General features: G+C 73.8%; 8 protein-coding genes. All 8 read left to right on the top strand.

Annotated elements, in window-relative coordinates:
- Window positions 1–281: 281 nt before the first annotated feature.
- The 8 genes from WMF29_RS01835 to WMF29_RS01800 all read left to right on the top strand — a co-directional run bounded on the left by WMF29_RS01835 (window position 282) and on the right by WMF29_RS01800 (window position 12,880).
- The gene (locus WMF29_RS01835) at window positions 282–2,009 is read left to right on the top strand and encodes an Eco57I restriction-modification methylase domain-containing protein (RefSeq protein WP_437327191.1); all 1,728 of its coding nucleotides are present in this window, start codon (window positions 282–284) and stop codon (window positions 2,007–2,009) included.
- Window positions 2,010–2,083: 74 nt separating this feature from the next.
- On the top strand, window positions 2,084–4,345 hold the full coding sequence (locus WMF29_RS01830) for a DUF4139 domain-containing protein (RefSeq protein WP_437327190.1): 2,262 nt from the start codon (window positions 2,084–2,086) through the stop codon (window positions 4,343–4,345).
- Window positions 4,346–4,364: 19 nt separating this feature from the next.
- On the top strand, window positions 4,365–6,053 hold the full coding sequence (locus WMF29_RS01825) for a DUF4139 domain-containing protein (RefSeq protein WP_437327189.1): 1,689 nt from the start codon (window positions 4,365–4,367) through the stop codon (window positions 6,051–6,053).
- Between the two features lie 167 nt (window positions 6,054–6,220).
- Window positions 6,221–6,577, top strand: coding sequence for a cupin domain-containing protein (locus WMF29_RS01820; RefSeq protein WP_272097429.1), 357 nt, complete (start codon window positions 6,221–6,223; stop codon window positions 6,575–6,577).
- Between the two features lie 16 nt (window positions 6,578–6,593).
- Window positions 6,594–7,622, top strand: a complete 1,029-nt coding sequence (locus WMF29_RS01815; protein ID WP_437327188.1) for a phosphatase PAP2 family protein — start codon at window positions 6,594–6,596, stop codon at window positions 7,620–7,622.
- Window positions 7,623–7,624: 2 nt separating this feature from the next.
- The gene (locus tag WMF29_RS01810) at window positions 7,625–8,518 is read left to right on the top strand and encodes a hypothetical protein (protein ID WP_437327187.1); all 894 of its coding nucleotides are present in this window, start codon (window positions 7,625–7,627) and stop codon (window positions 8,516–8,518) included.
- A 38-nt stretch (window positions 8,519–8,556) separates the two neighbouring features.
- On the top strand, window positions 8,557–9,261 hold the full coding sequence (locus WMF29_RS01805; RefSeq protein ID WP_437327186.1) for a thioredoxin family protein: 705 nt from the start codon (window positions 8,557–8,559) through the stop codon (window positions 9,259–9,261).
- A 298-nt stretch (window positions 9,262–9,559) separates the two neighbouring features.
- The gene (locus WMF29_RS01800) at window positions 9,560–12,880 is read left to right on the top strand and encodes a protein kinase domain-containing protein (protein WP_437327185.1); all 3,321 of its coding nucleotides are present in this window, start codon (window positions 9,560–9,562) and stop codon (window positions 12,878–12,880) included.
- The last annotated feature ends 9 nt before the right edge of the window (window positions 12,881–12,889 follow it).

The raw sequence follows: 12,889 nt of genomic DNA, 5'->3' as shown, positions 1-12,889 counted from the left end.
CGCTCGCCGCGATGCGATTGGCAGGACAGACAGACAGGGGGAACGCCATGAGGCGACTCTACCCTATTCGATGGCGACGCCCCCTGAAACGCGATCCGCGCCTCGCCCCGAGCGCGGAGCGGAAGGAGAAGCAGAAAGCGCCTCGACGGCGGCACGCGAGCGGGGAAGAGGCCCGGCGCAAGGCGGCCGGCCGCGGCCTCAAGCGCCGCGACCGCGCGGCGAGCGCTGCCGTGGAGCGTCACCCGCGCGCGCCGATCGCGGCTACCATGCTGGCGGCGCCAATGCAGACAGCCCTCGATCTGACGGTCATGCTCCCGCAGAGCGCCTACGATTACGGCGAGCGCTCGTCGGGCGAGGCCCACGGCGTGGTGCTGACCAAACCCCACGTCGTGAATCTCATCCTCGATCTCGCGGGCTACACCGCGGACCGGGATCTCGCGTCGCTGTCGCTGCTCGAGCCAGCCTGCGGCCACGGCGCGTTCCTTGTCCCCGCCGCCGAGCGGCTGATCCAGTCGGCGCGCCGCCACGATCGCGACCTCCTCGAGATCGAGCCGGCGATCCGGTCGTACGACGTCGAGCGAGATCACGTCGACCGCGCGCGCCTCGCGGTCGCCGGCGCCCTCGCGCGGCTCGGGCTGCCGCACGCCGACGCGACGCGCCTCTCGGAGGCCTGGATCGCCCACGGCGATTTCCTCCTCACCAGCCAGGGACGCCGGTTCGACGCGGTGGTCGGCAACCCGCCCTATGTCAGGATCGAACAGCTCTCACCCGAGCTCCAGGAGGAGTATCGACACCGGTACAGGTCGCTCTACGACCGCGCCGATCTCTACGTGGCGTTCATCGAGCGCGGCCTCGATCTCCTCGCGCCCGGCGGGGTCCTCTCCTTCATCTGCGCCGACCGTTGGACCCTCAACCGGTACGGCGCGCCGCTCCGCCGGATGCTGTCGAGGTGGTTCCAGGTGCGGTGCTACGTCGATCTGCGCGGCGCCTCTCCCTTCGAGTCCGAGGTCGTCGCCTACCCGTCGATATTCGCCGTGTCGCCCGGCAAGACGGGGAGCGTCCCTGTCGCGACGCTGCGCACCGCCTCGCCGGAGGAGTGCGAGGCCGCCTCCGCCGCTCTTCAACGCGCGGAGGGACGCGCGGAGGGGCGCGGTGAGGCGGGCGCGGCCGAGCGCGGCTCCGGCGTCGCCGTGTCGGAGTACGCTTCCTGGTTCGAGGGCGACGACCCGTGGGTGCTCGGCTCGCCAGAGCACCTCGAGGCCCTGCGCGCGCTCGAGGCGCGGTTCGCGCCGATCGAGGAGGTCGGCGGGACCCGCGTCGGCATCGGCGTCGCCACCGGGAGCGACAGGATCTACATCGTCGGCGAAGAGGTGGATATCGAACGAGATCGCCTCGTGCCGCTCGTCATGCGAGACGATATCGAGGACGGCCGCATCCGCGACGCCAGGCGGTTCGTCATCAATCCTTTCGGATCCGACGGCAAGGTGGTCAATCTAGAGGAGTACCCCAGGCTCTCCGGGTACCTGCACGCGCACGAGGCCGAGATCAGGAGGCGCTACATCGCCCGGCGGAGCGGCGCTGGCTGGTTCCGCACCATCGATCGCGTCTATCCGGGGCTGGCCACCGCCCCGAAGCTGCTCGTCCCCGACATCGCGGGCTCCAACGAGGTGGTCTATGACGAGGGCAGGTTCTATCCGCACCACAATCTCTATTTCATCACCTCGGAGGGCTGGGACATGGAGGCCCTCGGCGGGCTGCTCGGCTCCAGGGTCGCCCTCTTCTTCGTGTGGTCCTATGCGGTCAAGATGCGCGGAGGCTACCTGCGCTTCCAGGCCCAGTACCTGCGGCGGATCCGCCTGCCGCCGCCGGAGAGCGTCGCGGAGGAGCTGATGAGCGATCTCCGCAGCTCCTTCCAGCGGCGCGATTTCGACAGGCTCGACGAGCTCGCGCTGCGCGCCTACGGCATCGACGCGCTCCCCGGGTTCGGCTTCCTCGACACGCGGAGATAGCCCGCTATCCGGGCCCACGCGCGGCGTGGTACCGTCGCGCTCTCACGGGGCGTTCGCGGGCGAGGGGACGAGCGATGACGGCCGAGAAGATCGAGTGCGCTAGCCGTATCGAGGGGGTCGTCGTGTACGCGCGCGGGGCGATCGTCACCCGCCGCGTCGAGCTCGCGGCGCCGCTCCCGCGGGGCGCGGTCGAGATCTCGGTGCCGGGGATCACGCCCCTCGCCGAGCCGGGGAGCTTCCGCGCGCTCATGGACGCCGCGGGCGGCGCCGCCGCAGGCGCCCCGGCGGGCTCCGGGCCCCCGCGCGACGTGCGCGACGTGATCGGCGTGCGCGCGCGGCTCGTCGTGCCCCCGGCGCCCGTCTCGAGGACGGCGCTCTCCGCCGAGCTCCGCGAGCTCGAGCTCGCGATCGCGCGCCTGTCGGCGGAGCGCGACCACCTCCGCCTCTGGCGCGACCAGCTCGGCGCCGTCTCGCTCGATCCGGAGCTCGCGCGGCGCTTCCGGCCGGGCGACCCGGCGGCCCGCATCCGCGACGCGCTCGCGGTGAGCCGCCTGCTCTCGGACGAGCTCGCCGCGCTCGACGCCCGCGCCGCCGCGCTCGACGCGGAGCTCGAGCGCGCCCGGAAGGAGCTCCTGGCCGCCCAGCTCGACGCCGCCCAGGCCACGAGCGGCGAGGTCGAGGAGCGCGACCCGGCGCGCCTCGACGTGGTCGTGCGGCTCGCGCCGGAGCGCGACGGCGCGACCGGGGAGCCGGCGCTCCGGCTCGAGTACGCCGTGTTCGCCGCGCGCTGGTGGCCTGCCTACGCGGCGCGGTTCTCGCGCGGCGCGACCGAGGTCGCCTTGCAGCTCGACGCCCTCGTCGCGCAGGCCTCCGGCGAGGACTGGAAGGACGTGCGCCTCGCGCTCGCCACGGCCGATCTCGTGCAGGACACGCGGCTGCCGGAGCTCGCCTCGCTGCGGCTCAGCCGCGCGCAGCGCCCCCCGCGCCGCGGCTACCGCCCCGCGCCCGAGGGGCTCGACGCCATGTTCGAGGGGTTCGACCGCTTCGTCGCCGCCCTCCCCGAGCCGGCCGCGCAGACCACCGCCGCGCCTGGAAAGCTCCCGCGCACCCGTGGGGGCGACGAGACCGCGCGGAAGCCGGTCAGCCCGGAGCCCCTCGCGGCGATGAAGAGGCTCGCACCGCCTGCGCCGTCCGGCGCGGGCGCGCTGCCGCCCCCGGTGCAGGCCGCCGCGCCGATGGCATTCGCCCCGCCGCCCCCGATGCCGGCGGCCGCGCCGATGCCGCTCGCCGCGCCGGCGCGCAAGTCGCGCGGGCTGTCGCTCCCGTCGTTCGGCGGCGGCTACGGGGCGCCGCCCCCGCCGCCGGCTCCCCAGGCGAGCGCGCCCCCGGTCCCCCGGAGCGCCCTCGGCTCCGCGGCGAGCGCCGAGATCACGGCCAGCCTCGAAGAGGAATGGCTCGCTCCCGAGCAGGCGCTGGACGGCGGCGGCGCGGGCCCGGCGCCGCTCGAGCCCGCGCAGGTGGAGGAGTGGCTCGACTTCGACGCGCTGCACCTCCCTGGAGCGGGCAAGCAGCGCGGCCGGCTCGCGCGCGACGAGCCCGGGCCGTCGAGGGGCGCCGCGCGGCGGGCGGAGCAGGACATCGCCGACCTCGGCGCCCCGCCCCGGGCCGTGGATCCGCGCGACTCGCGCGGGCAGTTCGATCACCTTTACGTCGGCGAGAGCGCCGCCGACGTGCCGTCGAACGGCAGGCTCCACCGCGTCGCGCTGGGCGCCGCCCGCGCCCCCGCCGCGCCCCGGTTCGTGACCGCGCCCCGCGAGGCCGCCGAGGTCTACCGCGAGGCGCGCGTCGAGAACCCGTTCGACGCCCCGCTGCTCGCGGGGCCGGTCGAGATCTTCGTCGACGGCGCCCTCGCGGCGCAATCCGCGCTCGGGCGCGTGGACCGGGGCGGCCTCCTCCGCGCCGGCCTCGGCGTCGAGGAGCGGATCCGGGTCGCAAGGAACGCGCGCGTGGACGAGTCGAGCGCCGGCCTGCTCGGCGGCTCGCTCGCCGTCGAGCACGCGGTCGTCATCGACCTCTCCTCGTCGCTCGGGATGGGCGTCGAGGTCGAGGTCCTCGATCGCATCCCGGTGACGGACGACAAGGACGTCGAGATCAAGCTCCTCTCGTCGCAGCCGAAGGCTGAGCCGTACACCCAGGAGGAGCTCGGCGAGCCGGTGCGCGGCGGGCTGCGCTGGCGCGTCCCGATCGCGCCAGGCGGCAAGGCCTCCGTCGCCTTCACCTACCGCGTGGTGTTCTCGTCCAAGAACGAGATCGTCGGCGGTAACCGTCGGGAATAACAAAGGAAACGAGCGCACCATGGCAACGGATGCGAGCGGTTCGGACCGGGCTGGGCGGAGCGCGAGCGGAGGCGAAGGGAGCGGCGGGCACGAAGGCGCCCGCGCGCCGCACCCGAGCGTGGCGCGCGCGGTGACGCTGTTCGAGGATCGCGCCGAGGTCGTGCGCGCTGCGCGCGTCGAGGTCCAGGCCGGGGCGCAGTGGATCGCGATCGGCGGCGTCTCGGTGTTCGTCGACGAGCGCACCGTGCAGGCGCGCATCGCGGGCGCGGGCGCGGACGAGGTGCGCGTGACGGCAGCGCGCGTACGGTGGAGGGCGCACAGGGAGGCGGCGCTCGGTCGCGAGGCGATCGACGCGCTGGAGCGCGAGGAGCGCGAGGCGTCGCTGCGGGCCGGCGCCGCGGAGCGCGCGCGGGACCGGGCGTCGCGCCGCGAGGCCCACCTCGACCAGCTGCTCGCGAAGTGGGCGCGGGCGATGAGCGAGGTCCCGAAGGACGCCGGCGAGCCCGCGCGCCTCGCCTCGTGGCGCGGCGGCGCCGAGGCGCTGCACGCGGCGCTCGCCGAGGCGCTCGGCGCGTCGGCCGACGCGCGCTCGGCGCGGGCGCGCGCCGAGGAGGACGCCCGGCGCGCCGCGACGCGGCTGCGCGAGGGGTCGGTCGAGCAACCCCGCTATGAAGCGGTGATCGAGGTCGAGGTGCACGCCCCCGCGCCCCAGCCCGTCGATATCGAGCTGACGTACCGCGTCGCGTGCGCGATCTGGCGCCCCGAGCACCTCGCGCGGCTCGCTGCCGGCGCCGCGGGCGGCGCGGCGGCGCAGGGTCCGGGCGGCTCGATCGAGCTCACCACCTGGGCGGCGGCGTGGCAGGCGACGGGCGAGGTCTGGGAGAACGTCACCGCGCGCTTCTCGACCGCGCGGCCGTCGAGGAGCGCCGAGGCGCCGCTGCTCGAGGACGACGTGCTCCGTGCACGCCGCAAGACGGAGATCGAGCGCCGCCGCCTGATCGTCGAGGCGCGCGACCAGGCGATCGCCGCGGCCGGGCTCGACCGCGGGGCGCGGGCCGTCGACGAGATGCCGGGCGTGGACGACGGCGGCGAGCCGCTGATCTTCGAGGCGGCGGAGCCGGTGACCCTCGCCTCCGACGGCCGCCCGACGCGCATCGAGATCGCGCGGCGCTCGCTCCCCGCAGAGCTCGCGCTGGTGCTGTACCCCGAGGTCCACCCCGCCGCTCACCTGCGCGCCACGGTGACGCTGGACGGCGGCGGCGCCGGTGGACGGCCGCGCCCGCTGCTGGCAGGCCCGGTGCGCGTCGCGCGGGGCGGCAGCCTCATCGGGCGCGCCCGGCTCGATTTCGTGGGCGCCGGCGAGCCGTTCGAGCTCGGCTTCGGCGTGGACGACGCCGTGCGCGTGCGGCGCACCATCGACGAGGAGCAGGACACCGCGGCGATCACGGGGAGCCGCAAGATCCGCCGGCGAGTGAAGCTCTCCGTGTCCAACCTCTCCGGCAACGTGAAGCGCGTGCTTGTCACCGAGCGGATCCCTGTCAGCGAGGTGGCCGAGGTAGAGGTCGCGCTCGGCGAGGCCCCCGGCTGGACGCTGGACGAGAAGGACGGATTTCTCCGTGGCCATGTCGAGCTGCCTCCGAAGGGGTTGAAGACGATGTCGTTCAGCTACGAGCTCCGCGCCGCCGCGAGCGTGGTGTTGCCCTTCTGAAGGCAGGAAACGCAGAGAACGGGAACGGGGAAGGAGAGAAGCTGAGAAGCTGAGAGTCCGACGGCCGCCGTCGCACGGTTTGCGCGGAGCGCCGTTGACAGGACGCGGTGCGCTTCTGTAACGGTTCGATCTCTCAGCGGCTTCACTCGTGAAGGAGAAGGATCGCCATGAGGCAGCAGCTCGACGGGGCCGTGGTGCTGACCGCGGCCGACGAAGATGTGATGGAGTATTTGCCCAACCGAGGCGTCTTCATGGCGCAGCTGCTGGGAAGAGATCGCGGGCACGCCTTCGGCTTCTACAGGGGCACGATGGCGCCCGGCTGCGAGATCTCGCGCGAGCTCCACACGGAGACCACCGAGACCATCTACATCCTGGCCGGGCACGCGCTCGGCATCGTCGGCGACCGCGAGGTGCCCCTCGGCCCCGGCCAGATGATGCACGTCGAGACGAACGTACACCACGGGCTGCGCAACACGGGCGCCGGTCCGCTCGAGTTCCTCGTCATCGGCCATCCCGATTTCTGATCGCGCGGTCCGCTCCTTGAGGTGCGCCGCGACCCTCCGGTTCGCCTCCAGCGCGCTCGCCGTGACGGCGTTGCTCGGCGCTCGAGAGGCGCGCGCCGAGCCGTCTGCCGCGGCGCGAGCCGAGCTGTCCGCGGCGCCGTCCGGCGCGGCGACACGGGGAGCCGGCGACATCACCGCTCTCCATTCCGGGGCGGTGGTGCCGAGCGCGCCGCGCCGGGCCGCGCCGGAGCGGCCCTCGCGCGCGCGGCCCGAGGTCGCGTGGGATCCGGCCTGGCCGCGCTTCCGCGTGAGCGAATACGTGGCCACGGGGCTCCTGGCCGCGACCGCCTTCGGCACGCTCGCCATCCCGCCGTCGGAGGGCCGGTGGACGACCGTGAACGGCTTCGACGGCTCGGCGCGCGACGCCCTGCGCATCCGGAGCGATCGCCAGCGCGAGATGGCGCGGGACGCGAGCGATCTCCTGCTCACGCTGATGACCAACCACCTGGCGGTGGACGCCCTGCTCGTGACCTGGTGGGGGCACGGCCGCGGCAGCGTCGCCTGGGAGATCGCGATGATCGACGTCGAGGCGCTCGCGCTGAACGCGGCCCTGAACGGCGTCATCGCGGGGCTGACGAGCCGCGAGCGCCCCTACCGCGCCGGGTGCGCCGGGCCGGAGGAGCAGCAGGACCTCGACTGCCGCGGGAGCAAGCGGTACCGGAGCTTCTTCAGCGGCCACAGCTCGACCGCGTTCACTGCAGCGGGGCTCGTGTGCTCGCACCACGCGAACCTGCCCCTCTACGGCGGCGGCGCCCCCGACGCGCTCGCGTGCGCCGCGTCGCTCGGGACGGCGGCGGCCGTGGCGACGCTCCGGGTCGTCGCCGACCAGCATTTCGCGACCGACGCGCTCACGGGCGCGGCGGTCGGAGCCCTGACCGGCCTCGGGCTCCCGTGGCTCCTGCACTACCGCGGCGGCGCCCCCGCCTCGGGCGCGCCGCGCGGGGACGGCCTCACGCTCAGCTTCGCGCCCGCGCCGCTCGGCGGGTACCTGGTGGGCAGGTTCTAGCGATGGCGCTCCGCCGCGCGCTGGCCGCCGCCGCGGCGCTCGCCGCGCTCACCCTGCTGCCCCGCGGGGCCGGCGCCCAGGATCCGGCCGACCTGCCGTCGACCGCCGGCGAGCCGCCGCCGGTGCCCTCGGGCATCGACCTCCTGCAGAAGCGCTCGTACTGGGCGCGGAGCGCGGCCGCGCGCCCGTTCCTCTCCGCGTTGATGGATCTCGGCGTCATCTATTTCAGGCCGAGCATCGCCCTCGGCGTGGGCAAGCCGCACTGGTCCTGGCTCGGGATCGAGGCCTACGCGAGCTTGTCGCCGAGCGGCGGCGCGGAGTACCTGGGCCTCCGCGCCGCGCTGCCCAGCGTGGAGATCCGCGGCGGCGCGCGATACGCCTTCTCGACGAGCCAGTATTTCCTCGAGCCTCGGGCGTCGTACACGCGCAGGGACACCGAGCTCATGCAGGGGCCCCCGTCGCGGTACGTCGCGGGGGAGATCGAGGTGTCGGGCTCGATACCCTTGCTCGGAGGCAGCCTGTTCGGAGTCGCGACCGGCTATGCGGTGCTGGGGACGCCGCGGGGGTTCTACGTTTACGAGGAGGCGCTCCACGCGGTGATGAAGCCGCCGTACCTCTACCGGGCCCGGCTCGGCTACATGGCGGAGATGGACCGGTTCGGCGAGCTCCGCCTGGGCGCCGCCGCCGAGGTGCTCGGCAACCCTGGCCGCGACAGCCTCGTCGTGCGCGTCGGCCCCGTGCTGGCCGTGTCGTTGACGCACCACCTGGACGCGGTGGGGACGGTGATGGTGGTGGCGGCGACGCCCGATCGGCTCGGCCTGCTGGGCGCGGATCTCGGCCAGCTCGGCCTTCGGTACCGGTGGGCGACCGGCGATCGCTGGCCGGAGTTCCCGTGACGCATGCGCCTCCCGCGACGCGTGGTAAGCGTCCCTGGATGAACAAGCTCATTTCCCTGACGTTCCTCGCGGCGGCCCTGGCGGCGTGCACCCAGCCAGGCGAGGCGAGCGCGCCCGCGGCCGCCGGCGCCGCCGCGCCGCAGCCCGCCAAGGCCGACGCACCGAAGGCGAAAACCGCGGACGCGCCGGCGGCTCAGGCGAAGGCGGCCCAGGCCAAGATCGGGCAGCCCGCGCCCGATTTCACGCTGCCGGACCTCGACGGCAAGCCCGTCAAGCTGGCCGATCACAAGGGCAAGACGGTCGTCCTCGAGTGGTTCAACCCGGGTTGCCCGTTCGTGCAGCTCGCGCACCGCCAAGGCGGCCTGAAGGACGTGCCGGCGCAGCACGCCCAGAAGGGGGTCGTGTGGCTCGCCATCAACTCGGGCGCCCCGGGCAAGCAGGGCACCACCAAGGAAGAGAACGTGAAGGCAAAGGGCGAGTTCGGGATGAGCTACCCCGTCCTCATCGACGAGAAGGGCGATGTCGGGCGCGCCTACGGCGCCCAGCGCACACCGCACATGGTCGTCATCGATCCGCAGGGTACGGTCGTCTACGCCGGCGCCATCGACAGCACCAAGGGCGGTGAGCCCGAGCCGGGCGAGCAGGTCACGAACTACGTCGATGCCGCGCTGGCCGAGCTCGCCGCCGGCAAGGCGATCTCCACGAAAGAGACCGAAGCGTTCGGCTGCTCCGTCAAGTACTGAGCAGCCCGCCGGCGGGCGCTCGAGCAGCGGAGCCGCGGAGCAGCTGAACCCACCCACCTCGGCGTCATGTCGCGCGCCCCACAAACGGCGTCGCGGGCTCCAGGGATAGGCCCCGTCCGGGGTGTTGACATGGACGTAAACTCAGGTTTACCGTTGGGTGACAGTTCTGTCATATCGCTCGTAGCTCACGCCTGAAGCGAGACGCTCACTGGCAAGCGGCCAGGCGGTCCGGGATGATGGCGATTCGAGGCCATGCGCTGGGGGGGCTCCACCTTCGCTGTTGAAAAGGGTCCGAGTCATGAGCCGAATCGGAGGAGCGGGCCCGGAGAGCGCGAACGCCGCGTGGTCGGCGAACGAGGAGCCCACGTCCCGCCCCGTCGCGATCGCGCCCCAGAGCAGGCCGCCCCGCTCCGCCCCGCCGGGGAGCTCGGGCGCCGCGCAGGAAACGGTGTTCATGTGCGTCGAGCCGCCCTCGTCGCACGTGCCGAGCAGGTTTCCCATCCGCAACTGGGATCGGTATGAGTGCGAGTCGCTCCTCGGGAAAGGGGGAATGGGCACGGTCTACAAGGCCAGGGACCCGCGACTCCACAGGTACGTGGCGCTCAAGCTGATACGGGGCAACGATCCGGAGCTCGCCCAGCGCTTCATCTGGGAAGCGCGGGCCCAGGCCCGGGTCGAGCACCCGAACATCTGCAAGGTGTACGAGGTGGGCGAGGCGCAGGGCCAGCCGTTCATCGCCATGCAGTACATCGACGGCCAGCCGCTCCACCGGGTGGCGCAGCAGATGTCCCTCGAGCAGCGGGTGAAGATCGTGGCCGACGTCGCGGACGGCCTGCACGCCGCCCACCGGCTCGGGCTGATCCACCGCGATATCAAGCCGGCGAACATCCTGGTGGAGCGGACGGCCGACGGCGCCTTCCGCCCCTACCTCCTCGATTTCGGGCTCGCGAGGGACACCGCGGCGGACGCCCGGGCGACGACGAGCGGCGAGGGGACGCCGGCGTACATGGCGCCCGAGCAGGTGTCCGGGGGCCAGCGCCAGCTCGACCGCCGCACGGACGTCTACTGCCTCGGCTCCACGCTCTACGAGGTCCTCGCCGGGCGCCCGCCGTTCGTCGACCCGTCGGTGACGAGCCTCATCGCCCGCGTGGCGCGCGAGCTGCCGGCGCCGGTGCGGAAGCTCGACAAGCGGATCCCGGTCGATCTCGAGACCATCGTCATGAAGTGCCTCGAGAAGGAGCCCCAGCGGCGGTACGACTCCGCGAAGATGCTCGCGCTCGATCTCGAGCGCTACCTCGAGGGGGAGCCGATCGACGCGCGGCCGATGGGCATCGGCTACCGCGCCCTGAAGCGCGCCAGGAAGCACAGGCTCGCGGTCGCGGCGGCCGCCGTGGCGCTCGTCGTGCTCGCGCTCTCGGGCGCCGTCGCCCTCCGCGCGAAGCTCGCCGCCGCGCGGCAGGCCGAGCTCGCCGCGCGCGTGGCGTCCCTGGCCGAGGGCTTCGGTCAGGACGTCAAGGAGATGGAGCTGTTCATGCGCTACGCCTACGCGCTCCCCCTCCACGAGGTGTCGCGGGAGAAGGAGGTCATCCGGGCGCGCATGGGCGAGATCGACCGGAAGATGCAGGGCATGCGCGAGACGACGGGCGATCTCGTCGAGGGCCCCGGCCGCTACGCGCTCGGGCGCGGGCACCTCGCGCTGCACGAGCCCGAGGAGGCGCTCGCGCACCTCGAGGCGGCGCTCGCGAGCGGGTATGCCACGCGCGACGTGAAATTCGCGGCGGGCCTCGTGCACGGCATGCTCTACCTGAAGGGGCTCGATCGGGCGCGGCGCCTCGCCGACAAGGGGGAGCGGTCCGCGCACCAGCTCGAGCTCGAGGAGCGGCACAAGCAGCCGGCGATCAGGTACCTGAGGGACAGCGTGAGATCGGCCGCGGAGCCGCCGTCGTACGCCGTGGCGCTCATCGCGCTCTACGAGGGGCGGTTCGACGAGGCGCTCGCCGAAGCGCGGCTGGCGTTCGCGCGATCACCCTGGGAATACGAGGCGAAGAAGCTGGAGGGCGACATCCTGCTCGCGAAGGGCACGGCGGCGCGCGACCTCGGGGAGCACGCGGCGGCGCTCGTCGAGTTCTGGGGCGCCGTCGCCTCGTACGAGGCCGCGGCGGAGATGGCCGAGAGCGATCCCGACGTCCACGAGGCGACCGCGCGCGCCCTGAGCGAGATCATGCTGATCGAGGCGCAGCGCGGCGGAGACGCGGAGGAGGTCGTCGCGCAGATCATCTCCCGGTGCGACAGGGCGCTCCAGGCCAACCCGCGGGCGAGCGGCGCGCTCGCCAAGAAGGCCTGGGCGCTCGTGCACCGCGCGAGGCGCGACCTGTCGCGCGGCTCGGACCCGAGGTCGGACCTCGTCGAGGCGGTCGCGGCCAGCGAGCAAGCGGTCCAGGGCGACCCGTCGGACGCGACCGCGTACGGCGCGATGGGGGCGAGCTTCTTCCTCCTCGCGTCGCACGAGAGCTCCGTGGGGCTCGACGCGTGGCCCTCGCTCGGCCGCGCTGTCGACAGCGCGCAGCGGTCGCTCGCCCTCGACCCGAACTCCTTCTGGGCGTGGAACGACGCCGCGATCGCCTACGGCATGATGGCCGAGTACGCCGCGTCCCGCGGCGCCGATCCCCTCCCCCTCTTCGAGATCGGCGCGTCGTACGCCGAGCGGGCGATCGAGATCGCGCCGAACGACATGCCGCCGCTCCTCAACCAGGGCTGGCTCTACGCGCGGCGCGCGCAGTACGAGCTCGACCACGGCGCGTCGCCCGAGGAGTCGCTCGACGTGGCCAAGGACAGCCTGGAGGCGGCGCTCCGGCGGCGCCCGGACAGCTACCGCGCCTACAACAACCTGGCCCTGACCTACCTGATCCAGGGCCGGCACCAGCGGCTCACCGGCGAGAGCCCGGAGGTCTCGCTCGCGCGGTCGCTCGAGGCGTACGGCGCGGCGGCGGACCTCAACCCGGACGATCTCGAGGCGAAGCAGGGCGCGGGCCTCGCGCGCATCGAGGCGGCGCACTGGGCGCTCCTCCGGGGGGAGGATCCGACGGCCGCGCTCCGCGCCGCGAGGGGCGCGATCGAGCCCATCGTGGCCGCGAGGCCGCAGAACGCGGGGGCGCTCCTCGCGCTCGGGCACATCGAGCTGCTCTCGGCGCGGTGGGCCGCGTCGCGCGGCAGGAGCCCCGCGCCGGCGCTCGACGCCGCGGAGCGGTCGCTGCTCCGCGCCCACGAGGCGAACGAGGGCAACCCGAGGATCTTCGGCACCCTGGCCGAGGTCCACCGGCAGCGCGCCGCCCTGACCGGGCCTGGGCTCCTCGACGTGCGCTCGGAGGTCGAGGCGGGGCTCGCGCTGATCGATCGCACGCTGGCCATCGACCCGGGCTTCCCGCTGGCGAGCGCCAGGAAGGGCGCGCTGCTCCTCCTGAAGGCAAAGGTGGAGCGCGAGCGGGCGGCGCGCCTGGAGCTGGCCCGGCGCGCAGGGGCCCTGCTCGATCAGGCGCTCCGCGGCAACCCGCTGCTCACGCGCGAGTACGCGCCGCTCCTCGACGAGGCGCGCAAGGTCGCCGCGGCGGGCCATCCTTAGCCCCAGATC

Origin of the sequence: Sorangium sp. So ce381, assembly GCF_051473845.1 — a bacterium.
Classification (GTDB): domain Bacteria; phylum Myxococcota_A; class Polyangia; order Polyangiales; family Polyangiaceae; genus Sorangium; species Sorangium atrum.
The sequence above is the reverse complement of the archived record's forward strand: the minus strand, read 5'-3'. Positions and strand labels throughout refer to the sequence as shown.

What these genes read in the sequence shown, in the direction of transcription:
- WMF29_RS01805 (WP_437327186.1), top strand. Translation starts at nt 8,557, where the DNA reads ATGAACAAGCTCATTTCCCTGACGTTCCTCGCGGCGGCCCTGGCGGCG.
- WMF29_RS01820 (WP_272097429.1), top strand. Translation starts at nt 6,221, where the DNA reads ATGAGGCAGCAGCTCGACGGGGCCGTGGTGCTGACCGCGGCCGACGAA.
- WMF29_RS01800 (WP_437327185.1), top strand. Translation starts at nt 9,560, where the DNA reads ATGAGCCGAATCGGAGGAGCGGGCCCGGAGAGCGCGAACGCCGCGTGG.
- WMF29_RS01825 (WP_437327189.1), top strand. Translation starts at nt 4,365, where the DNA reads ATGGCAACGGATGCGAGCGGTTCGGACCGGGCTGGGCGGAGCGCGAGC.
- WMF29_RS01830 (WP_437327190.1), top strand. Translation starts at nt 2,084, where the DNA reads ATGACGGCCGAGAAGATCGAGTGCGCTAGCCGTATCGAGGGGGTCGTC.
- WMF29_RS01810 (WP_437327187.1), top strand. Translation starts at nt 7,625, where the DNA reads ATGGCGCTCCGCCGCGCGCTGGCCGCCGCCGCGGCGCTCGCCGCGCTC.
- WMF29_RS01835 (WP_437327191.1), top strand. Translation starts at nt 282, where the DNA reads ATGCAGACAGCCCTCGATCTGACGGTCATGCTCCCGCAGAGCGCCTAC.